We start from the raw sequence: 21,274 nt of genomic DNA, 5'->3' as shown, positions 1-21,274 counted from the left end.
TAACCTCCCTTGTGGCACAATGCCCCAATGATAACCGAACGCGCCCTTCCCAGACTCATCACCCTGACGCCCATCGTCACCATTTTGGCCTTTGCCAGCGCCATGATTTATGGCATCATCACCTCTCAGTATGAAACCTTTGCCCGTGAATCGGCACTCTTGGAGACAGAATACCTCCACAACCAAAAGCAATTGCTCAAAGAAGAAAACGACAAAATTCACGCCTACATCGCCTACCACCGTGGCTTGTTGAAAGAAGAAGACCCTGCGAAGGTCAAGGCCCAAATCATCGGTTGGATGGAGAGTGTGCGCTATGGGGTGGATGGGTACATTTGGGTGCATGACACCACGCACCATCTTGTCGCTCACCCTTTTCGCCAAGAAAGCATTGGCAACGATGACACGGACAACACTGACGCTACGGGCGCACTCATTTTTCGCTCTTTTATCGACACAGCGCAAATGTTTCCCGAAGGTGGGTTTGTAGAGTACTACTGGGCGCGCCCAGGAGTGGAGACGCCGGCAAAAAAGATTGGCTTTTTGAAACTCGAACCCCAGTATGGTTGGGTGATTGGCACAGGCGTGTATGTGGATGACATCGTCGAAGAGCTGGCTAAACGCAAAAGCCAAATGGAAGCTCAAACAGATGCGTACGTGCGCGTGGTGTTGCTCACAGCTATCTTGCTCACGGTGGTGTTTGGGGTGATAAGCTATGTTATTTCTAGGGCAATGGTGCGGGTGCTTGATGTGTACAAAGAGAGTGTGGCCCTTAAGGAGCACTCGCTAACCCAGCTCAACGCTTCGCTAAGTTTGCGCATCGAAGCGGCCCTTGAAGAGGCCAAGGCCAAAGACCAAGCGCTTTTGCACCAGTCGCGTTTAGCCCAAATGGGGGAAATGATGAGCCTCATCGCCCACCAATGGCGGCAGCCTTTGAGTGAAGTATTGGGGATTTTTATGGAGCTTGAAACGGCGGCGAAATTTGGCAAAGCCGACCAGCGTTATATCGAAAACGAAGCCAAAGAAGGCGACAGACTCATCCGCTACATGTCTCAAACCATCGATGATTTTCGCAACTTTTTTAAACCCGAAACCACCAAAGAGCGGTTTTGCATTGTGGCGGCGTGCCAAGAAGCGTTAACCTTGGCCCATGCGAGTTTAAAACATCAAAATATCGAGGTGATTTTTAAGGCTCAAAAGGAAGTGTGGGCAGTGGGGTATCCTTCTGCGTACGCGCAAGTGGTGTTAAACCTCATCCAAAATGCCAAGGATGCCCACTTGCACCATGGCACGCCTTCGCCTTGGGTTGAGATCGAGGTTTTAAATGAGGGGGAAGAGGTGTGTGTGCGCTTAAGTGACAATGCCGGCGGGATTGATGAAGAGGTCCTAGAGGGCCTTTTTGAGCCCTATGTGACCACCAAAAAAGGCTCAGGAACGGGCCTTGGGCTCTACATGGCGAAGATGATTATGGAAAAACATTTGGGTGGAAGTATTGAAGCTACCAACAGTGCCCTGGGTGCTGTGTTTACGCTAAGGATGAGCCGTGGGGGATGAACGTTTTTCGTCATTGACACTCTTGTGTGTGGAAGATGAAGCGGGGGTGCGCCGACGGTTGGTTAATACCTTGGCGTTTTATTTTCACAGTGTGTACGAAGCGGACAATGGCGCTACTGCCCTTGGACTCATTGAAGAGTACCGCCCCGATGTGATTTTGTGCGACATTGACATGCCTGTGATGGATGGGATTGCGCTAGTGCGCCACATTCGCAAAGAGGATTTTACAACGCCCATCGTCATGCTCACCGCGTATGCGCAAGAGGAGTACTTACTAGAGCTGGTGAATTTGCACATCCACCACTACATCTTAAAACCCGTAAACAGTGAGCGGCTTTTGGAGGGCTTGGAAGCGGCCTTGCGGGGGAAGATTGCGGGGCGTATGCGCTTGTGTGAGGGGTTGGTGCTTGACCTTGGGCGCAAGAGTGTGTTGTGGCACAATGAGGAAATTTCTCTTTCCCGCCGTGAGGTGGTGTTTTTGTCACTTTTGGTAAACCATGACCACCATGTGGTGCGGTATGCGACCCTTGAAGAGCGGCTGTGGAACGACAAACCCATGAGCCAAGACGCGCTAAAAAGCTTCGTGCGAGACTTGCGGAAAAAGATTCCCGCGGACATTATTGAAAATGTTTCCCAATTGGGTTATCGCCTTTGCTGTGAAAAAAAGTGACACTTTGAAAAAATATCCTTTAAGGAAAACCCCTTTTTGCGGGCTTTGATGAAAAAATAATCATCTCCCCCGCCCATTTCCCCACTTTTTCCCCTCCGCCTTCTTTTATGATGGAGTCCAAAACCACATCTAAAGGAGTTACCATGCTAAGAAAAGCATTGCTTTTAGCAAGCTTGGGTGTTGCCTTGTGCGCCAACCCCATCAAGCTCGACCTCAACGCCATTTATGGTGCTAACAACTTTCATACCATCGGAGCGCAAAAATACGCCGATTTGGTGAAAGAGTACACCAGTGGCAGTGTGAACATTGTCGTGCATCCTGGTGCGTCGCTCGTAAAGGGAAATCCGCTCCAAGCGGTGCGTAATGGCACCGTGGCCATGACGGATATGTTCATCCCTTTCACTGCAGGTGGGGGTAAATCTTTTGGGATTTCTGCGCTTCCTTTTATCGCGCAAAGCTATGAGGATGCGTACCGTTTGTACCAAATCTCCAAGCCCGCTTACGAAGCGACTGCTGCCCAGTGGAACCAAAAGATTCTCTACGCGGTTTCATGGCCACCCAGCGGGATTTACACCATGCACCCTTTGAACACAACAGCGGATTTTAAAGCCGTCAAAGCCCGAACCTATGACCGCAATTCCGCCAACTTTGTAAGCATGGTGGGAGGAAATGCCGTGGCACTTCCATGGGGTGAGGTTTATTCTGCCCTTCAAACAGGCATGGTAAACTCCGTGCTCACCTCTTCGGCTTCAGGGAAAGATGGCAACTTTTGGGAAGTGCTCAAACACTTTACAAAAATTAGCTACGCGTACCCTTTGCAAGCGGTGACCATCAACCTTGACTACTGGAAATCCCTCTCCAAAGCCCAACAAGAAGCGATGCTAAAAGCGGCAGGCGAGATCGAAACGGCCCAATGGGAAGCGAGCAAACAAGAAGACGCCCTAGCCCTTAAGATGCTCATCGACAATGGCATGAGTGTTAGTGAAACCAGCGACACCCTCAAAGGGCAGTTGGATGAGGTGGCGAAGAAAATGCTAGAAGAGTACCTAGCTGACGCGGAGCCTGCCATCAAAGCGATTTTTACGGAATACTACGCCCAATGATTGGGTGGGTTCTCACACTGAACAGGTGGCTCTCCAACGGGGGAGCCATTCTTTCTTCGGTGGCACTTATTGTTTTAATCGTGCTGATTTTGGTGGAGATTTTAGGGCGTTCCTTTTTTCACTACTCGACAATGATCGCCGATGAATACAGCGGATACCTTTACCTCTCAGCGGTGTTTTTTGGGTTAGCGTACGCGCTCAACCATGAGAGCCACATTCGCATTTCCATCATCACGTCCCACTTGGGTGAGCGCGCTAGCCGTGCTGTTGACGTGTTTTGTGGCGTGTTGGGTGTGGTGACCATGAGTGTGGTGGTGTACTATGCGTGGATTTTCATGATGGACACCAAGTCCATGGACATGGTGTCTGAGGGTGTGTCGCAAACCCCTTTGTACCTCACGCAAATTCCTGTAGTGGTGGGCTCGGCCTTGCTGTGGTTTGCGCTGTTTAGCTTTACCCTTAAAAGGTTGTGCCATGATCGCTGATCCGCTGCTATTATCTGTTGTCTTGATTGCCGTGATGTTTTTCTTTTTGCTCTCTTCCGTGTGGATTGGGGTGGCACTGACGCTTACGGGCGTGGTGGGGATGCTGTTGTATGAACACAATTTGCCCCCTGTGATGAGCGTGATGCAAAAAACGGGCGACTTACTTGCTACCTCGGTGTACGACTCGCTCAACTCGTGGTCTTTGGCGGCGTTGCCCATGTTTATCTTGATGGGGGAGATTTTATACCGCTCGTCCATCTCTACACGCATCTTAGAAGGCTTGCGTCCGTGGCTTGTACACATCCCGGGGCGGCTCTTACATGTAAACGTGGCGGCGTGTTCGCTCTTTGCCGCGGTGTCTGGCTCTTCGGCGGCGACGACCGCGACGGTGGGAAAGATTACCCTAGAAGAGCTCAAAGAGCGCGGGTACAGTAAATCATTAGCCATCGGCTCACTGGCGGGAAGCGGGACGCTGGGGTTTCTCATTCCGCCGAGTTTGATTATGATTATCTACGGGGTGCTTTCGAATGTGTCCATCGGGAAGCTGTTTATCGCGGGGATTTTGCCAGGACTCTTGTTGGCTTCGGTGTACGCGGTATATATTGTGATTGTGTCTGTGATAAATCCTAGTGTGATGCCCGCTGTGAAGCCCCGCTTTACCTTTGCGCAACACCTTTCTTCTATTAAAGAGCTTGTGCCTATTTTTATGCTTATTGGGCTTATTTTGGGGAGTATTTACGGCGGGTTTGCTACGCCTACCGAAGCGGCGGCCTTGGGCGTGGTGGGCGCTATTGCCTTGGCGATGTACTTTAAGAGCTTCAGCCTTGCGGTTTTTAAAGAAGCCCTCTTAAATGCCATCAAAACGACTATGATGATTAGTTTTATCATCGCGGGTGCTGGCTTTTTGTCCCAAGTGGTAGGGTTTTTGGGGATTGCGCGGGCCATTAGTGAGTTTATCGCGCAGATGGGCCTCTCGCCCTACATGCTCATCTTAGTGATTGGGTTGATGTACATCGTTTTGGGAACCATTTTGGATGGCATTTCCATCGTGGTGATGACCTTGCCCATCGTACTGCCCATCGTCATGATGGCAGGGTTTGACCCGTTGTGGTTTGGCATCTTTTTGGTGTTGATGGTGGAACTTTCCCAGATTACCCCGCCTGTTGGGTTTTCGCTCTTTGTGATTCAGAGCATTTCAGGGGAGAGCATCAGTTACATTCTCAAAGCGACTTTTCCTTTTTTCCTGTTGACCATTTTAGTGGTCTTTTTGGTAACATTCTTTCCAGAGATTGTTTCATACTTGCCCGATAGGATGTTCTAATGCTACGACTAAATTCTGACCTTGGCGAGAGCTTTGGCCCGTGGAAAATGGGCATGGATGAGGCAGTGATGCCTCTTGTGGACATGGCAAACATCGCGTGTGGGTTTCATGCCTCAGACCCGCTGACCATGCAATACACCCTTGGCTTGGCTAAAAAACACGGCGTCACCGTAGGTGCGCACCCAAGTTACCCTGACTTGGTGGGGTTTGGGCGGCGCTCTTTGGCGTGTTCAACGGAAGAAATCACCGCCTTAGTGAGCTACCAAGTGGGCGCACTGCTGGGCATGGCAACGGTGCAAGGGGTTGGGGTGAGCTACATCAAACCCCATGGCGCACTGTACAATGACATGATGGTCAACGAAGCCATTTTTACAGCAGTAGCGGAAGTAGCGCGGGGCTATGGGATGAAGCTCATGATTCTCTCCGGTGCCGCCAATGCCCGCTACGAAACCCTTGCTAAGACCCTTGGGGTTGAACTGCTCTATGAAGTGTTTGCGGACAGGGCGTACACCAAAGAGGGATTGCTTGTGGCGCGCTCCAAAGAAGGGGCGGTGCTTCACAGCGAAGAAGCGGTCAAAGCGCGCATCGACTTGTTGCTGCGCGAAGGCAAGCTGGTGTGTGAAACGGGCGACACCCTTGCCCTTAAAGCCGACGCGCTGTGCGTGCATGGGGATAACGAAAAAGCGGTGGAATTGGTCAAAACCTTGCGCGCGTACCTTGACGCATGGAAATCCTAACCGCCTCAGCCACGGCGTACATCGTCTATCTTGGCGATGTTATCGACCCTGCGGTAGCCTCACAGGTCTTCAGTGGCCTTGAGGCGCTCAAAGGGTGCGCGGGTATCGTGGAAGTGACCCCTTCGTACACGTCGCTGTACGTGGCTTTTGACCCGTTGGTGTTAGACCCCTTTACATGTAAAGCCCTCTTGCAAGAAAAACTCACCAACACCGTGCTTAAAACAGAAGAATCTTCGCACACGCTTGTGGAAATTCCTGTGTTTTACGACCCCCAAGTGGGGCTTGATTTGGCGCAGTTGGCGCGTGAAAAGGGGCTAAGTGTGGAGGAGATTGTCGCTTTACATGTAAGCCCTGTGTACCACGTGTACACCATCGGGTTTTTGCCCGGGTTTCCTTACATGGGCACGGTTGACCCGCGCCTTGCCGCGCCGCGCCTTGCGAATCCGCGCACGGCACTTCCCAAAGGAAGCGTGGGCATTGCGGAAAACCAAACGGCCATTTACCCCCAAAAAAGTCCGGGAGGATGGCGGATACTAGGGCGCACACCGGTGGAGCTTTTTGACCCCAAGCGCGAAGGGTTGAGCCTGCTCAAAGCGGGCGACAAGGTGCGCTTTCGTGCCATTTCGCGCGGGGAGTTTTTAGACCTTGGAGGCGTGCTGTGAGCGTGGAGATTCTCTCTTGCAGTCCGCTGTGTACTTTGCAAGATGCGGGGCGTGTGGGGGCGTCGGCGGTGGGGCTGAGCCAAAGCGGGGCGGCCGATGAGTTTGCCTTTTACGCGGCCAATATGCTCTTGCAAAACCCGCCCAATACGCCCATGCTGGAGATTGCTTTTGGAAACAGTGTGTTTGAGGCCCTTGCCTCTTTTGAAGCGGTGGTGACGGGCGCGAAAGTCTCTTTACATGTAGAAGAAAAACCAGTACCTTTGTGGCAAAGTTTTCGGGTGGAAAAAGGCCAGCGCCTTCGCCTTGGGATGGTGGAGTGCGGGCAGTGGGTGTATGTGGCGTTTAAGGGGGCGATGGACGCGCCTTTGCTGTTTGGGAGCGCTTCAACGTCGGTGAAAGAGGGCATCGGTGGGCAGCGCTTTTGGAAAGGCGACACGGTGGTGTTTGCGCCCCAAACCTTGCCTCACCGCGCACGGCTTAAAGAGCGCTATGTTCCTGATTTCGCCGCGCCCCTAACCTTGCGGGTGGTGCTTGGGTATCAAGAGGGAAAATTTACGCCCGAAGAAAAAGCGCGGTTTTTTGAGAGTGCATACACCATCACCAAAGAGAGCAACCGCATGGGGTACCGCCTAGAGGGGCCTGCGGTGGGGTACAGTGGTGGGGGCATCATTTCGGAGGGCATCGCTTTTGGAGCGGTGCAGATTCCCCCGCACGGACAGCCCATCGTGCTGCTTAAAGAACGCCAAAGCATCGGCGGATACCCGAAGATTGGCTCAGTGCTTGGGGTGGACTGTTTCGCCCTAGCCCAACGCCCCGCGGGCGCGAAAGTGCGCTTTGCACCCATCTCGATGAAAGAGGGCGCAAGCATCATGCGGGAGTTTTATAGGGCGATGGGGCGGGGGGGTGAAAAATCTCGGTAGATAGTCTAGCTTGGAGAATAGTTTTTGATTGGCTTCCTTTGATTTGTTAGGCATTTTTTTGAAAATCCCTTGATAACATTTGTGAAGCAGCCGAAGCTGTATACATGCCTACACCTTTAATTTCTTTCGCAATTTCATAACCTTCGTCACGGAATTGGGCTAGCATACTACTCAACTCCGTTAATTTACTAGTATTTAATATCATGCGAACGGCAGTTCCATTGCAGTGGTGTCCTAAATCAATATGTTCTTTTCCATTCTCATCTAGCTTGATTCCATGGTCTCCACTGCAAATTAAAAAACTTCCACCTAGGCGACATATACGATTAATCATGTATAAGCCAAAGCCGGAGTTGTGCCAAGGGTTATTCGTATTGACGGAGGCACCTTTATAGTTTTTACTAGAAATTGCAGGCATAAGTGCCTGTTGTATTGCATCTGAATCTGATTCAACTTCTATGAAGGGGTTTGCTGAGATAGATTGTTTTAAACCTATGCCATTGTCTAAAATTGCAATCTCAACTTTATGGTATGAAGGCCAATATTGTGCACAGTACTCTATACTTTTTGATTCACTGTGTTCAAAAACATTTCGCATTATTTCTCGAATTGAGAAAGTCAGCGCATCTACTAAGTTACTAGTTTCTTGTTGTGCAAGAATTTGAGCAAGATGTTTCGCGCGTTTTTCAATAATCTCTTGCTCTACTTCCCACTCCCTTGAAGCTTCATCTTTAATTGTTTGCATTCTCAAGATGGTAAAAGGCACAAATCGATTATTGCCATCTATACAGTTTGGTTCTCTACCATACTTCAGCCCAAAAGCATGGAAAAAAGCCATATTTGATGCGTATTCTTTGTTTTCAAATTCTTGACAATATATTTTATTTGAATTTTTACGATTATAATATCTAATTATTTTTGCTATATACAACATTGCAAATGGTTCTATTCTCCCCATTAAAGAAAAGTCAATCGTTATATCTCCACTATCGCAAGTTTCAACTTCAGTACAAAAATTGAAAATATTACTTTCATTACAATAGCGTGGAAAATAAATTGTAGTCATTGTAGTCCTTTGTAAAAATTACTGATTAAACAGTTCCAAGTATTTACTATTTACTCAAAAATGATACAATACACACCCAATCACCTTTACATGTAAAGGAATGCCATGCCAAGAGAGCCTAGGATAGATGAAGTAGGATTTTATCATATAATCAACCGAGGGGTCGAAAGGCGTACGGTATTTTTTGAACAAGAAGATTATGAAAGATTTTTAGAGATAGCCGATGAAAGTGCGTCAACCTATAAGTGTGTGTTGCACTCTTTTTGTCTCATGCCAAATCACTATCATCTTTTGGTGGAAAACAAGGAGAAAAATCTCTCCTTGTTTATGCGGCAGATAAACTCCAAATACAGTATCTATTTTAACAACAAGCACAAACGCATTGGGCCACTTTGGCAAGGGCGCTTCAAGTCACACTATATCTACGATGAGCAGTATTTAACCACCTTGGTGCGTTACATCGAATTTAACCCCATCAAAGCACACATCAGCGAACACATAGGCGAACACCGATGGGCGATGAGCAGTAAGCCTGTTTCGTTGCCGTCGATGGATTATGCACTCGTTGATAAAACAAATTTTACGCAAGATTTACATGATGAAGAGCTAGAAAAAGTGCATGAACTCTTTTGCGCAAAGCTAGAAAAACAAGAGGAAAAGATAGTAAAAAAAACAAAAAGAGAACTCACGTATTTTTTTGAAACATACGATAAAGAAGTGGCTATCGCCAAAGCCATAGAGGAAGGGTACTTGCAAACACACATAGCAAAACACCTGAATCTTTCGACCGTATCTATCTCCAAACTCTATAAAATATACAAATCAAAAGTTAAGCTTTTTGAAGGGTTAAAAAGCAAGGGAATCTTTTGGAGTTATAGCAAAAAGATGACTTATGAAGAGGTTGGAGAAAAACTGGTGATAGAGTATCTCCTAAAATATGGTGATTTTGATGGGCTTTGTGCGGGAATGAAGCTTTTTGGGAAGCGCTTGAGTAAAAAAGTGTGGGAAGAGAGGCTTGTCAGTGATCAGGGCTTTATCAAAACAAACCTGCTGTTAGCGAGAGTCTTTTTCGGGATGGATGTAGAGAGCGGTTACTTTAAGGAGAAGAAAAATGGACGACTTGAAAAACTTAAACTTCTTGCTTCCTAAAACACAAAAAGTTTTAATGGCACTGATGGAAAATTGCCCTTTTTTAAAAAAGTATGTGCTTGTCGGGGGTTCTGCTTTGGCGTTACATGTAAAGCACAGAAAAAGTGAAGATTTAGACTTTTTTACTTATGAAAACAGTTTTGACAAACAAGAGATTTTAACCTATGTGCGCTCTTTTGGTACCGTTGAGATTATCAACCAAACCAATGAACAGATAGATATGCTGCTAGAGGGTGTCAAAGTTACTTTTTTTAATGCACACCGGAGCTTTTTAACGCCAACGAAGATAAAAACATTTAATCTTGCTGGTCTGGAAGCTATCGCAGCCATGAAGGTCAATGTTCTTTTCTTGCGGGCAAAATATCGAGATTACTATGATATGTATTTTTTAGAAAAAACCATGGGACTGAGAAATATTTTTAACCATTCGCAAAGGGTGGTGGAGGGTATAAGCATGAAATTGTTTCTTGTTTCGCTCGTTTATATTGATGACATCAAAGATGATGCGATAGACCATCTTGAGCCAGAAGAGATAATCAGCAAAGAAAAAATTAGAGAATATTTTCAGCAGCAAATAGATAGGTTAATAAAGTAGTAGATGGTGAATACTTGAAACCTTTAATCACCTTTGAGGAGATTTTGTGGTGGTAATTTTAGCGATTTTACTCCTCACCTCCCTTGGCGTGATTGGGGTGCTTTTGTGGCGGTTGCGCCAAGAAAAAGTGGCGCAACAAGAGCGAGAAAATGCCATGCTACACCAAGCGCGTCTTGCGCAGATGGGAGAGATGATGAGCCTCATCGCCCACCAGTGGCGACAGCCTTTGAGTGAGATTTCGGGGATGTTTATGGAGCTTGAAGCGGCCTCGCGGTTTAACAAACTCGACCGCGCTTTGATGGCCAAAACCTCCGCGCGCGCCACGAAACTTTTAGACCACATGTCCCAAACCATCGACGATTTTCGCCATTTTTTCAAACCTTCCAAGGCCAAAGAGCGTTTTGAGGTGGAGGAAGTGTGCCAAGAAGCGCTCATGTTGGCCAAAGCCAGTTTGCGCGCCTCTAGCGTTAAAATCTCTTTACATGTACACCAGCCTTGTGCGGTGGTGAATTACCGTCGTGAATGGGCGCAAGTGCTGTTAAATCTGCTCCTAAATGCCAAAGATGCCCTAGTGGAGCGTGCCATCAAAGAACCGCACATTGCTTTACATGTAAAGCACCACGGCGATCACGTGCACGTGCGTGTCGAGGACAATGCGGGCGGGCTGGAAAAAAGCGTGCAAGCGCGGTTGTTTGAGCCGTATGTGAGCACCAAGGCAGAACACGGCACGGGATTGGGATTGTATATGAGCAAGATTATCGTAGAGCAAAGCATGGGCGGAAAACTGTGGTACGAACACGGCGAGGAAGGCGCAGTATTTGTGATGGAGGTGACGCGTGAAAGAGACGACGTATCCGCTTAAAACGGTGCTGTGCATCGAGGACGATGCGGGGATTTTGGAAGGGTTGGTCAACACCTTAAGGTACTATTTCAAGGACGTTTACAGTGCGCGCGATGGGGAAGAGGGTGTGCAGCTGTGGGAAGAAAAACGGCCTGATTTGGTACTTTGTGACATCCAAATGCCCAAACGCAATGGCATCGAAGTGGCCAAGCACATCCGCAAAACCGATCGCGCCACGCCCATCGTGATGCTCACGGCGTACACGAGCGAGCGGTACCTCATCGAGCTTATCAACCTCAACATTCAGCATTTCATCCAAAAACCCGCCTCCATCGACCGCTTGCTGGAAGGCATCAGGGCGGCCTTTGTGGGAGAGAGCAGTGGGGTTTTTACCTTGGGCGAAGGAGTGTTTTTAGACGCGGAAAAAGAAACCCTTACATGTAAAGGAGAAATGACGCTTTTGAGCCACAAAGAGAGCCGTTTTTTAGCGCTTCTTGCCACCCACGACCTCGTCACGTACGCCATGATGGAAACCCAGCTGTGGCAAGGCGACGTCAGCGAAGCCGCCCGCAAAAGCTTCATCCGCGACCTACGCAAAAAACTCCCCGAAGGAGTGGTGGAAAACGTGTCTAAGCGCGGGTTTCGGCTGGGCTAAAGTCAGGGTTTTTGCTTGCTTGGCGTTAAGTGTTTTGGTTGTGTTGGGGGCGCGAAAAAATAGTTGCGGTGGGTAGCTTTACATGGTAAAGTTCTCAATGATATGCCATGGCGCTCCTTCTTTTTCAGGCACTAAAGCATAAAAATATTCAGAAAAAGATATACTTTTTCCTGAAAAAATAAATAAGGTAAATCCATGAAATCTATCGAAGATAAGATGCTTTCTAAGATATATGGCCATGGCAAAGGGTATGTATTTTCATCCAGCGATTTTATTAAAGATTTTTCAATCAATAACATCGACAAAGCACTCTCTAGTCTCGCAAAACAAGGCAAGATTCGGCGGATTGCTAGAGGGTTGTATGACTTTCCCCAATACAGCGAATTTTTAAAACAAGAACGCAGTGCAGATATTGACCAAGCCGCTCGTGCCATTGCGCGCAAATTTAATTGGCAAATTGAAATCAGTGGCGAGAGCGCTTTGAGCTTTTTTGGCCTAAGCACGCAAGTTCTCGCTACCTACATTTACTTAAGCAATGGCCCCAATAAAACCTATGTGATTCAAGAAAAAATGCGCCTAGAGTTTAAAAAATCGGCGCTTAAAAATATTGGGTTTAAGCACAAAGAGAGTTCCATTCTCGTGCAAGCACTCAAGGCGTTGGGCAAAGAAAAAATGACCAAGGAGACCATCACTCACCTTAAAAGCCGTGTGGATCCAAAGCTTTATGGGAAGATTTTAGCCGACACAAAGACAGCGACAACGTGGATTTATGAAGCCATTAAAGTCATTTGCCAAGACTAAAGAAGCAACCTGTGGACAAAATAGCACACGCATCGTCTAGAATTCGCGAAGAGCTTTTTAGCCAAAGTGCTTTTGCGCTCAACACTACCAATGCCATTATTGAAAAAGATTTTTGGGTGGTGTGGGTGTTAGATAAGATTTTTGCACATCCGTTACTGGGCAAAATATTGCTGTTTAAAGGCGGAACTTCTTTGTCTAAAGTGTTTCACCTTATTGGACGTTTTTCAGAAGATATCGATTTGATTTTAGATTGGCGTGAGATCACACAGGAAGATTGCGCGGAACCTTTGCCGACTAAAAACAAGCAAGTTAAACGCAATGAAGCCCTCAACCAAGACGCCCTGCGCTACATACAAGACAAGCTTTTACCGCTCATCTCAACGATTCTCGCCCCGTTGTGTACATGTAGCATTGATGAAGCAAATCCTTACAACATTCAAGTGCATTATCCAGCGGCATTTAAAGATGCTTATCTGCGACCGCAAGTATTGCTTGAGATTGGGCCTTTGGCTTCATGGCTACCTTGTGACGCATTTGAAATTTCACCCTATGCCGCCGAGCAATTTCCGCAAGTGTTTGAAAAAAAACATACACGTGTAAAGGCGATTGTGGCGAAGCGAACCTTTTGGGAGAAAGCAACGATTTTGCATCAAGAAGCTTACCGTTCCCCCAACAAACCCCTACCCCTTCGCTACTCGAGACACTATTATGATTTGGCCATGATGGCACAATCTAGCGTTAAAAATGAAGCCTTACAAGACAGGGCGCTTTTGGCGCATGTTGTGGCCTTTAAAATGCAGTTTTATCCCTCGCCTTGGGCAAAATTTGACGAAGCAACGCAAGGAACACTCAAGCTCATCCCTCCTGCATATCGCCTAGAAGCCCTCCAGAAAGATTATGAAGCCATGGGGCATATGATTTTCCAGAAGCAGTGTTCGTTTGAGGAAATTATAATCCTTCTTGGGTCGCTTGAGGATGAAATTAACCGTAAGTAGTTTTTTGTTGCATGCGATAGTGCTTACATGTAAACTTTAAAACTCCCCAAAGGAGTGCTGGGAAACGTCTCTAAGCGCGGGTTTAGGCTGGGCGGGTTTTTATAGAGGTAAAATAGCTACAAAAAGGGATTTGAAGTGTTGGAAATTTTGCAAAAACGCCCCTTTGGGTATGGATACTCTTTGGATTTTTAGTTGCGCTTGGATATGCACAAACCAAAGAAAGAGCCTTGCCTCTTGTGCGTGCACTCATTGTTCCGCTAGTAATGTTCTTCTTTTCGCTTCAAGGGGTTGTTTCCTCGTTTGGATTTAGTGTTGCTGTGGTGGTGTGGGTTTTGGGATTGGCATTGTCATCCAAGGTAGCGTTGGGGTACAAGGTCATCCAAAGCATCGTCTACCAAGTGCAAAAAAAGCTCTTTATTGTTCAAGGAAATTGGGTTTGGTTTTGGGCGATTATGGGGATTTTTTGGCTTAAGTACCTCTTGAGCGTTGTTTCTATCGTCTCACCTTGGCTTTTGAATGTTTCTTGGTTTTCTCTAGGCGTAAGTTTTTGCTTAGGTGCTTTAAGTGGGATTTTTGTGGCACGTGTTTTTGTTATGTACCGCTTGTGGTGCTAGTACGGTTTTAAAGCAAAGAAGTTAGGGAAAATCCGCGTGCTTTTTCGGGTCGTTGAAGGTGAGATTATCTTGTTCGTGTTACGGGTAGGAATGCGAAAGAATGTTTTTGGTGGGTAGCTTTACATGTAAGGGTGTTACACGTAAAGCTACTTTTGGTGTGAATGCGTTGGAAAAATATAAATTTTACGGTAATATACTTCTTAATAATATATATTTATAAGGAAGTATAGTGAAAGAAATATTGATTGAGCAAAATCCTCACTGGCAAAATAAGGGTTACAAGAGTGTCAAAAGAGAAGCATTAGCAACACTCATTTCTTACCTTCCTCTTAAGCAGATTATCACCATCACAGGCATACGGCGCTGTGGCAAAAGTACACTTGCCAAACAAGCCATCAACCACCTCATTGAACATGGTGTTGACCCAAGGGCCATCTTTTTTATCAACCTTGAAAACCCCATGTTTTTGGAGCACAAGAGCAATCCTGCGTTTTTGGGCACCTTGTACGAAACCTACCTTGAGCTGATGAATCCAAAAGGTAAGGTGTATTGCATTTTTGATGAAATACAGTACATCGATAACTGGCAGGTGTACATCAAGAGTAAATACGAATCAAGTGCCATTAAATACATCATTACGGGTTCAAACTCGGCCATGCTTTCAAATGAACTCAACACACTTTTAAGTGGAAGAAGTCTTACTATTTCTCTTAGCACCTTTAATTTTAGAGAGTTTTTGACGTACAAAGGGATTGGTTATGCGACAGAATTTGAGCGCATAACCAACAAAATAGATATCGCGCGGGCAAAGGAAGAGTATTTGACATGGGGCGGATTTTATGAGGTTTTTGAAGTGGAAGAGCCGCTGATTAAAAAAGAAATTCTCACAAGTTATGCCAAAAGTATCCTTTACCAAGATATTGTTCCGCGCTTTGGTATTCGCAATTCCCAGACGCTAGAAGGGCTTTTTTTCTACCTTCTTTCCAACGCAACAACACTTCTAAATTATACGACATTGTCCCAAACGTTTGGAGTGAGCGATAAAAGCATTAAAGAATACATCGGCTATTTTGAGGATACGTTTTTACTCAAACGCATTGACAAATTTCACAACAAGCCCAAAGAGCGGATTAAATCTTTTAAAAAGATATATGCACTCGACAACGGCTTTTTGCAAATCGTTGAGGGTGCCTCAAAAAACCTCGGCAAGCGCTTAGAAAATATGGTTTTTACGGTGTTGCATCAACAGCAAGAGAGCGTGTATTACCTCAAAGAAGCCCACGAGATTGATTTTTTCTCTAAAGAAACGCTCTATCAAGTTGCACATAAAATTGATGAGCCAAAAACACGGCAACGGGAACTGGGTAATTTTGCTCTTTTTAACAAAGAAGGTCGGTATAAAAACCTGCTTATCACTTCCGACACCAATGAAATATTGGGCGATATTGAGGTGATGAGTTTTGATCAGTTTGCATTACTTTCTTTGCCGTGCCTTACGTGAAAAAAAACAGCAGTATTTCCCTCTTCTTTCCGTCCTTGCCTTGTGCATGGCTAAATCCGCGTGTTGCAGCAAGGTTCTTGCATCTTTGCCATTTTTTTGGAAAAGGGCTATTGTAGATTATCTTTGGCGTAAAATTTGTTAGATTTATTATTACAACGCCTTGAAAATGTTTATCAAAATCAAATCTTTCTTGTGCCATAATCAAACACATTTTTTATAAAGGAGTTTTCATGGAATACCGCATCGAAAAAGATACGATGGGCGAGATTAAGGTGCCAAACGCGCGTTATTGGGGCGCCCAAAGTGAACGCAGTTTGGAAAACTTTCGCATCGGCACAGAGAAAATGCCCCACGAACTCATCCGCGCTTTTGCGTACCTAAAGCGCGCATTAGCCACGGTCAATCAAGCCCTAGGCAAGCTTGATGGGCAAAAAGCAGACGCGATTATCCAAGCGTGCGACGAAATCTTAGAGGGCAAGTTTAACGACGAATTTCCTCTAGCCATCTGGCAAACAGGCAGTGGCACCCAAACCAACATGAACCTCAACGAGGTCATCGCCAACCGTGCCACGGAGATTTTGGGCGGGGATTTTCGCAAGGAAAAGCTGGTGCATCCCAACGACCACGTCAACATGTCTCAAAGCTCCAACGACACTTTTCCCACGGCCATGCACATTGCTAGTGTCATCGAAGTGGAAGAGAAACTTTTGCCCTCTTTGGCTAAATTGCAAGCCGTTTTAGAGGCAAAAGAGAAGGCGTTTGAACCCATCATCAAAATAGGCCGCACGCACTTGCAAGACGCGACGCCGTTGACCTTGGGACAAGAATTTAGCGGCTACAAAAGCATGTTGGAACATTCGGCTGGGCATATTCGCCTCGCCCTAGACTCCTTGCGCGAACTTGCCATCGGCGGAACAGCGGTGGGCACGGGGATTAACGCCCATCCAAAGCTGGGCGAAATGGTGAGCGCAGAACTTTCAACCCTCACCCAAAAACAGTTCATCTCCGCGCCCAATAAATTTCACGCCCTTACGTCCCACGACGCCCTCGTGTTTGCCAGCGGCGCCAACAAAGGCTTAGCGGCCAACTTGATGAAAATCGCCAACGACATTCGGTGGCTTGCTTCAGGGCCTCGGTGCGGGATTGGTGAGCTCAATATTCCTGAGAATGAGCCAGGCAGTTCCATCATGCCAGGCAAAGTCAACCCCACCCAAGCCGAAGCGGTGACCATGGTCACGTGCCAAGTTTTCGGCGCGGACGCGGCCATCGCCTTTGGGGCGAGTCAGGGTAACTTTGAACTCAACGTCTTTAAGCCTGTGATTATTTACAATTTCTTGCAACAAGTACGGCTACTTAGTGACGTGATGGATTCCTTTCGCATCCACTGCGCACAGGGCATTGAGGCCAACACGCAAACACTCACCCACAACCTCAACAACTCCCTCATGCTCGTCACCGCGCTCAACCCTTACATCGGCTATGAAAATGCCGCCAAAGTGGCCAAACTTGCCCACAAAGAAGGCCTAAGCCTTAAAGAAGCGTGCGTCAAACTGGACCTTTTAAGCGAAAGCGATTTTGACAAATACGTCATCCCTTCAGAAATGATTCACCCCAAAGCGTAATCCTCCTGTAGCGACCCTTCGGGGTCGCTACTTCCTTGCATGTAACACGCACCCACAAAAAAGCGCAGCGGGCTAGCCCCTTGTGCGACCGACCAAAAAATATTTGGTATACTAAAAGGTATGCATTTTTGCCTTACATGTAATAAAGGAATAGTATGGAAGTGGGAAGCGCATTAAACCCCTCTTACACTCGTGTTAATGCCCAATCTGTCGCTACTAAACAAAACGACACTTCTTCCCAAGAAAGCAATGCCCCAAAGACGCTCTCACCCTCCGAACAAGCCCAGCTCACCCAACTCCAAACCCGTGATACCCAAGTGCGCGCCCACGAAGCGGCCCACCTTGCCGCAGGGGCGGGTGTGGTTACTGGCGGGGCTAGTTTTACCTACCAGATAGGCCCTGACAACCGCCAATACGCCATCGGCGGCGAAGTACCTATCGACACTTCCGAAGGTAGCACGCCCGAAGAGACTACCTCCAAAATGCGTCAAGTACGCACCGCCGCCCTCGCTCCTGCAGACCCTAGCCCCACCGACTACCAAGTAGCCGCCACCGCTTCCTTGCTTGAAATGCGCGCGTTGCAAGAGATTGCCAAAGCCCAACAAGAAGAAAATAGTGCCCCCTCCAGCAAAGCATACGCCCAAGAAGAAGAGCCAGAACATGGCGTTGACCTTTACATGTAAGCCCCAACTTACACTCAATTAATACTTTTTGAGTACCATAAGGGAAGAATTTGGAGGAAAGCGATGGGATGGTTTAAAGGATGGCTAAGTGTTGTGCTTTTGGTGTCGGTGGCGCAGGGGCAAAGTAAGGCGATTGATGTGCTTATTGAAAAGGTAAACCACGCCAAAGACCCCGAAGAAAAGCGGGTGTTGATGGAAGAAGTGAAGCAAGAGCTTGCCACCTTGAATAAGCAAGCGCGCGAGGAAGCGCAAGCCCTTGTTGAGGCGCGTTCCAAGCAGCCTAGCCGGCCTTTTGTGGCCCCAAAACCATGAATCAAGTCCCTAAAATCCTCCTCCTCGAAGACGACGAAATGCTCGCCCAAACCCTGCACCAACTCTTAACCCAAGAGGGGTTTGCGGTCACTGTGGCGTACGACGGCGAAGAGGCGCTAGAGGCAGCATACGAAGCGGTGTATGACATGTATCTGTTTGATGTAAACGTTCCCATGCTTGATGGCGCCGATGCCCTAGGCCTTTTGCGCGATGCCAATGACAACACGCCCGCGTTTTTTCTCACCGCGCTAGGAGACATTGCCTCGGTGTCACGGGGGTTTAAGAGTGGGTGCGATGATTACATCAAAAAACCCTTTGACGTAGACGAATTGCTCATTCGCATCAAAGCCATATTGCGCCGCAAGAACCCTGCCATTGTTTACGGAGAGGTTACCTTTGATTTGCTCACCAACCGCGTATACCGCCAAGGCGTGGAGGTGGATTTAGGAAGCGTGGAAAAAGCGGTGTTTGCACTTTTGTTGCGTCATGTTGGGCTGATGGTGGAAAAAGATGCCTTTTTTGAGCACATGAATAAACCCAGTGACGCGGGGCTTCGAGTGCTCATTAGCAAGCTCAAAAAGACCTTTGCCCTTGAGATTACCAACAGCAAAGGCATAGGGTACCGTCTTGAGAAACTATGAAAAACAATCCTTCCTTACCACGTTTTCCCTTTTCTTTCTGACACTGTTTGCTTTTAGCTCCATCATCCTTTACATGTACCACCAAGACCGCCTAAGCCAAATGGAACACTCCCTTTTACAGCAAATGAAAGCGTATACCTTTGATTTTCAAGGAAAGCAGTTTGCGCTAGACATCGTTGAAAAAGACGACACCAAACAACTTTTTTACATGTACCGTTGCCCTGAGGGACTGTGCGCTTATTTTGAAATCCCCACCACGGGGCCTTACCTCTTAAAGGTGGTGTACGCCCAAGAAAAGGTTGCGGTGCTCACTGACGCGCTGCGCCAAGAGATGTTCAAGCTCTTGGGCGTGAGTGTCGTGTTTATCTTGGGGATTGCCGCAGGCTTTGCCATGTACTCCCTCCGTCCCATGCGCCATGCCCTGCGTCTCTTGGAGGAGTTTTTAAAAGACCTTATCCACGACCTCAATACGCCCGCTACTTCCATCTTACTCAACGCCAGATTGTTGCGTAAAAGGGGCGATTTTGAAGAGACACAGCGCATAGAACTCAGCGCCAATACCATCGCCTCACTCCACAAAAACTTGCAATTTCTCCGTTTTGAAACCCTTACTAAAGACGACGACGTTGCGCTAGATACGCTCATCGAGGCGCAAGTGACCCTTTTGAGAAAACTCTATCCGCGCATCGTTTTTACCCTTGAGCTTGACCCCGTGCGCCTCCAAAGTAACCACAACGCCCTAGCGCGCATCGTGGACAACTTGCTCACCAACGCGTGCAAATACAACCGTCGCAACGGCACCGTGCACGTTACCCTCAAAAAAGACTCTTTGTGCATCCAAGACACAGGGATTGGCATCCGCGACACCAAGCGGGCGTTTGAGCGCTACTACAAAGAAAACGCTAGAGGACTGGGCATCGGACTGGCCATCGTGAAGCAGCTGTGCGAGGCCCTTCATCTCCCTCTCTCCCTCTCCAGTACGCCTGGCAAAGGCACCAAAGTCGTACTTACACTTAACTAACACATCTTCTTTATACTGTCATTACAACTTAACTAAAGGAGAGACAATGACATTACGACAAAAGGTGGCTGCCCTCGTACTAGTAGCAGCAACAAGTGTATTTGCAGGTTCAAGCATCGATGTGCTTGTAGATGAGATGAACAAAACAACCGATGCGGCGAAAAAAAGCGAGTTAATGCAAAAGATTGACCAAAAACTTTTGGACATGAACGAAGCAGACCGCGCTAAAGCCATCGAAAAAATCAACGCCGATAAAGCACCCAAACAGTAGTTTTTTCTAGGCATTTACGATCCCCTTTAAGGCAACAAGAACATGCGCTTGTTGCCTGTTTTGTGTTAGACCAACACCCAAACGGGTTGTGTTATAATACCCCCTTATTTCAAGACAAAGAGAATGAATGATTAAGGTTATTGTTGGATGTTTTTTGGGGATATTATTGGCAGGATGCGCGCCTAAGGAACCTGTTCCATTGATTATTTTTACACCCTCAAAACCCCAAGAACCCACACCTTCCCAAGTGCCTCCTGTGAGCACATACCCCCATTGCGATACCCATCAAAAGGCAGCAAAACACGCGTATGCGTACATTGTGGAAGAGTTTGAGATGGCGTATTTGGCTGCCAAAGATATTCACGGGGCCAACGCCCAACTTTTTCTCATCCGCACCAAGGCCCAAACAGACTTCGCCCAAAACATCAACGCCGCCCAAGAAACCTACACCAAACATTACACCCTTGCCAAAGAAAACGGCTGTGCGCTCAATGCTTTTCCTCCTTCGCCCCTAGAGGCTGTGGGGCAAAAAATCAAAACCTTAACCCCTTAATCCTTTACATGTAAAGCACTTCCCTCGTGTGGAACGCCATATGCATACCTATTTTGTAAAAAAGGAACACGTATGATAGCAATCCCCCTTGATACCAGTGACGCTACGGTCATCTCCCCATTGTATGGCAACGCGCCATTTTTTGCCCTGTTGGATGAGGAGAGTGGCGCCATGCACGTGGTGAAAAACCCCAAATGTGGCAACGGCACACAAGGCGTTGAATTTTTGATGACAAAAGGCATCACGGCCACCGTGTTTTACCACATGGGCAAAGGGCTTTACACGCGCTATGCCGAGCAAGGTGTTGCTGTCTTTACATGTAAGAAGACCCCTTTAAGCATCGATGCTATTTACGTGCAATTTTTAAGGGGCGAACTTCAAAAACTTGATGCTACCAATTGCGACACGCTTTTAGATCCTGGCAATTGTGCCAACACCTGCGGCTGCGAGGGCAAACACTAGAGGCATTGGTGCCTTATATGTAAGCAGAAGTTGTTACCGGTTT

General features: G+C 47.4%; 24 protein-coding genes and 1 pseudogene. 24 read left to right on the top strand and 1 reads right to left on the bottom strand.

Going from position 1 to position 21,274, the window contains the following annotated elements; translation table 11 throughout:
• Positions 1–27 precede the first annotated feature (27 nt).
• The 8 genes from AC5SLM_RS08425 to AC5SLM_RS08390 all read left to right on the top strand — a co-directional run bounded on the left by AC5SLM_RS08425 (position 28) and on the right by AC5SLM_RS08390 (position 7,449).
• Positions 28–1,551: a sensor histidine kinase gene (locus AC5SLM_RS08425; protein ID WP_495250506.1), complete on the top strand. Its 1,524-nt coding sequence runs from the start codon at positions 28–30 to the stop codon at positions 1,549–1,551.
• A complete protein-coding gene (locus AC5SLM_RS08420; protein WP_495250505.1) occupies positions 1,541–2,221 on the top strand; it encodes a response regulator transcription factor in 681 nt (226 codons plus the stop codon). Before AC5SLM_RS08425 ends, AC5SLM_RS08420 begins: the two co-directional genes overlap by 11 nt.
• 143 nt (positions 2,222–2,364) lie before the next feature.
• The gene (locus tag AC5SLM_RS08415) at positions 2,365–3,324 is read left to right on the top strand and encodes a TRAP transporter substrate-binding protein (protein ID WP_495250504.1); all 960 of its coding nucleotides are present in this window, start codon (positions 2,365–2,367) and stop codon (positions 3,322–3,324) included.
• On the top strand, positions 3,321–3,809 hold the full coding sequence (locus tag AC5SLM_RS08410; RefSeq protein ID WP_495250503.1) for a TRAP transporter small permease subunit: 489 nt from the start codon (positions 3,321–3,323) through the stop codon (positions 3,807–3,809). Before AC5SLM_RS08415 ends, AC5SLM_RS08410 begins: the two co-directional genes overlap by 4 nt.
• Positions 3,799–5,130, top strand: a complete 1,332-nt coding sequence (locus AC5SLM_RS08405; RefSeq protein WP_495250502.1) for a TRAP transporter large permease — start codon at positions 3,799–3,801, stop codon at positions 5,128–5,130. The genes AC5SLM_RS08410 and AC5SLM_RS08405 overlap by 11 nt, the downstream gene beginning before the upstream one ends.
• Positions 5,130–5,867 (top strand): 5-oxoprolinase subunit PxpA, encoded by a 738-nt coding sequence (locus tag AC5SLM_RS08400; protein ID WP_495250501.1) that lies wholly within the window; start codon positions 5,130–5,132, stop codon positions 5,865–5,867. The genes AC5SLM_RS08405 and AC5SLM_RS08400 overlap by 1 nt, the downstream gene beginning before the upstream one ends.
• A complete protein-coding gene (pxpB, locus tag AC5SLM_RS08395) occupies positions 5,855–6,529 on the top strand; it encodes a 5-oxoprolinase subunit PxpB (RefSeq protein WP_495250500.1) in 675 nt (224 codons plus the stop codon). Before AC5SLM_RS08400 ends, pxpB begins: the two co-directional genes overlap by 13 nt.
• On the top strand, positions 6,526–7,449 hold the full coding sequence (locus AC5SLM_RS08390; RefSeq protein WP_495250499.1) for a 5-oxoprolinase subunit C family protein: 924 nt from the start codon (positions 6,526–6,528) through the stop codon (positions 7,447–7,449). The genes pxpB and AC5SLM_RS08390 overlap by 4 nt, the downstream gene beginning before the upstream one ends.
• Positions 7,450–7,495: 46 nt before the next feature.
• Here AC5SLM_RS08390 and AC5SLM_RS08385 read toward each other — a convergent pair whose 3' ends face one another.
• A complete protein-coding gene (locus AC5SLM_RS08385) occupies positions 7,496–8,515 on the bottom strand; it encodes a hypothetical protein (protein WP_495250498.1) in 1,020 nt (339 codons plus the stop codon).
• Between the two features lie 105 nt (positions 8,516–8,620).
• Between AC5SLM_RS08385 and AC5SLM_RS08380 the strand changes: the two genes are divergently transcribed.
• The 16 genes and pseudogenes from AC5SLM_RS08380 (at position 8,621) to AC5SLM_RS08305 (ending at position 21,231) form a co-directional block, all read left to right on the top strand.
• On the top strand, positions 8,621–9,664 hold the full coding sequence (locus AC5SLM_RS08380) for a transposase (protein ID WP_495250497.1): 1,044 nt from the start codon (positions 8,621–8,623) through the stop codon (positions 9,662–9,664).
• Positions 9,636–10,259 (top strand): nucleotidyl transferase AbiEii/AbiGii toxin family protein, encoded by a 624-nt coding sequence (locus tag AC5SLM_RS08375; RefSeq protein WP_495250496.1) that lies wholly within the window; start codon positions 9,636–9,638, stop codon positions 10,257–10,259. The genes AC5SLM_RS08380 and AC5SLM_RS08375 overlap by 29 nt, the downstream gene beginning before the upstream one ends.
• 46 nt (positions 10,260–10,305) lie before the next feature.
• Positions 10,306–11,121, top strand: a complete 816-nt coding sequence (locus AC5SLM_RS08370; RefSeq protein ID WP_495250495.1) for a sensor histidine kinase — start codon at positions 10,306–10,308, stop codon at positions 11,119–11,121.
• Positions 11,096–11,755: a response regulator transcription factor gene (locus AC5SLM_RS08365; protein ID WP_495250494.1), complete on the top strand. Its 660-nt coding sequence runs from the start codon at positions 11,096–11,098 to the stop codon at positions 11,753–11,755. The genes AC5SLM_RS08370 and AC5SLM_RS08365 overlap by 26 nt, the downstream gene beginning before the upstream one ends.
• 195 nt (positions 11,756–11,950) lie before the next feature.
• Positions 11,951–12,556, top strand: coding sequence for a DUF6088 family protein (locus AC5SLM_RS08360; RefSeq protein ID WP_495250493.1), 606 nt, complete (start codon positions 11,951–11,953; stop codon positions 12,554–12,556).
• A gap of 11 nt (positions 12,557–12,567) precedes the next feature.
• The gene (locus tag AC5SLM_RS08355) at positions 12,568–13,551 is read left to right on the top strand and encodes a nucleotidyl transferase AbiEii/AbiGii toxin family protein (RefSeq protein WP_495250492.1); all 984 of its coding nucleotides are present in this window, start codon (positions 12,568–12,570) and stop codon (positions 13,549–13,551) included.
• A 164-nt stretch (positions 13,552–13,715) separates the two neighbouring features.
• Positions 13,716–14,165: pseudogene (locus AC5SLM_RS08350) on the top strand (DUF6622 family protein); the annotation flags it as partial.
• 229 nt (positions 14,166–14,394) lie between these two features.
• Positions 14,395–15,666: an ATP-binding protein gene (locus AC5SLM_RS08345; RefSeq protein ID WP_495250491.1), complete on the top strand. Its 1,272-nt coding sequence runs from the start codon at positions 14,395–14,397 to the stop codon at positions 15,664–15,666.
• Between the two features lie 230 nt (positions 15,667–15,896).
• Complete coding sequence (gene fumC, locus AC5SLM_RS08340; RefSeq protein ID WP_495250490.1) at positions 15,897–17,288, top strand: class II fumarate hydratase; 1,392 nt, start codon at positions 15,897–15,899, stop codon at positions 17,286–17,288.
• Between the two features lie 155 nt (positions 17,289–17,443).
• Positions 17,444–17,971: a putative metalloprotease CJM1_0395 family protein gene (locus AC5SLM_RS08335; RefSeq protein WP_495250489.1), complete on the top strand. Its 528-nt coding sequence runs from the start codon at positions 17,444–17,446 to the stop codon at positions 17,969–17,971.
• A gap of 63 nt (positions 17,972–18,034) precedes the next feature.
• Complete coding sequence (locus AC5SLM_RS08330) at positions 18,035–18,283, top strand: hypothetical protein (RefSeq protein ID WP_495250488.1); 249 nt, start codon at positions 18,035–18,037, stop codon at positions 18,281–18,283.
• A complete protein-coding gene (locus tag AC5SLM_RS08325; RefSeq protein ID WP_495250487.1) occupies positions 18,280–18,924 on the top strand; it encodes a response regulator transcription factor in 645 nt (214 codons plus the stop codon). The genes AC5SLM_RS08330 and AC5SLM_RS08325 overlap by 4 nt, the downstream gene beginning before the upstream one ends.
• Positions 18,911–19,945 (top strand): sensor histidine kinase, encoded by a 1,035-nt coding sequence (locus AC5SLM_RS08320; RefSeq protein WP_495250486.1) that lies wholly within the window; start codon positions 18,911–18,913, stop codon positions 19,943–19,945. The genes AC5SLM_RS08325 and AC5SLM_RS08320 overlap by 14 nt, the downstream gene beginning before the upstream one ends.
• A 46-nt stretch (positions 19,946–19,991) precedes the next feature.
• Positions 19,992–20,216: a hypothetical protein gene (locus AC5SLM_RS08315; protein ID WP_495250485.1), complete on the top strand. Its 225-nt coding sequence runs from the start codon at positions 19,992–19,994 to the stop codon at positions 20,214–20,216.
• 127 nt (positions 20,217–20,343) lie between these two features.
• Positions 20,344–20,769, top strand: coding sequence for a hypothetical protein (locus AC5SLM_RS08310; protein WP_495250484.1), 426 nt, complete (start codon positions 20,344–20,346; stop codon positions 20,767–20,769).
• A gap of 72 nt (positions 20,770–20,841) precedes the next feature.
• Positions 20,842–21,231 carry a NifB/NifX family molybdenum-iron cluster-binding protein gene (locus tag AC5SLM_RS08305; protein WP_495250483.1) on the top strand — a complete coding sequence of 130 codons (390 nt, stop codon included), beginning with the start codon at positions 20,842–20,844 and terminating at the stop codon, positions 21,229–21,231.
• Positions 21,232–21,274 lie beyond the last annotated feature (43 nt).

The sequence above is a fragment of the Sulfurospirillum sp. HTRB-L1 genome, from assembly GCF_059415125.1.
This window is presented reverse-complemented; position numbering and strand designations above follow the sequence as displayed.

Coding starts and splice junctions, on each gene's coding strand:
- AC5SLM_RS08380 (WP_495250497.1), top strand. CDS start 8,621: ATGCCAAGAGAGCCTAGGATAGATGAAGTAGGATTTTATCATATAATC.
- fumC (WP_495250490.1), top strand. CDS start 15,897: ATGGAATACCGCATCGAAAAAGATACGATGGGCGAGATTAAGGTGCCA.
- AC5SLM_RS08315 (WP_495250485.1), top strand. CDS start 19,992: ATGACATTACGACAAAAGGTGGCTGCCCTCGTACTAGTAGCAGCAACA.
- AC5SLM_RS08325 (WP_495250487.1), top strand. CDS start 18,280: ATGAATCAAGTCCCTAAAATCCTCCTCCTCGAAGACGACGAAATGCTC.
- AC5SLM_RS08425 (WP_495250506.1), top strand. CDS start 28: ATGATAACCGAACGCGCCCTTCCCAGACTCATCACCCTGACGCCCATC.
- AC5SLM_RS08305 (WP_495250483.1), top strand. CDS start 20,842: ATGATAGCAATCCCCCTTGATACCAGTGACGCTACGGTCATCTCCCCA.
- AC5SLM_RS08360 (WP_495250493.1), top strand. CDS start 11,951: ATGAAATCTATCGAAGATAAGATGCTTTCTAAGATATATGGCCATGGC.
- AC5SLM_RS08405 (WP_495250502.1), top strand. CDS start 3,799: ATGATCGCTGATCCGCTGCTATTATCTGTTGTCTTGATTGCCGTGATG.
- pxpB (WP_495250500.1), top strand. CDS start 5,855: ATGGAAATCCTAACCGCCTCAGCCACGGCGTACATCGTCTATCTTGGC.
- AC5SLM_RS08385 (WP_495250498.1), bottom strand. CDS start 8,515: ATGACTACAATTTATTTTCCACGCTATTGTAATGAAAGTAATATTTTC.
- AC5SLM_RS08415 (WP_495250504.1), top strand. CDS start 2,365: ATGCTAAGAAAAGCATTGCTTTTAGCAAGCTTGGGTGTTGCCTTGTGC.
- AC5SLM_RS08410 (WP_495250503.1), top strand. CDS start 3,321: ATGATTGGGTGGGTTCTCACACTGAACAGGTGGCTCTCCAACGGGGGA.
- AC5SLM_RS08310 (WP_495250484.1), top strand. CDS start 20,344: ATGATTAAGGTTATTGTTGGATGTTTTTTGGGGATATTATTGGCAGGA.
- AC5SLM_RS08400 (WP_495250501.1), top strand. CDS start 5,130: ATGCTACGACTAAATTCTGACCTTGGCGAGAGCTTTGGCCCGTGGAAA.
- AC5SLM_RS08335 (WP_495250489.1), top strand. CDS start 17,444: ATGGAAGTGGGAAGCGCATTAAACCCCTCTTACACTCGTGTTAATGCC.
- AC5SLM_RS08330 (WP_495250488.1), top strand. CDS start 18,035: ATGGGATGGTTTAAAGGATGGCTAAGTGTTGTGCTTTTGGTGTCGGTG.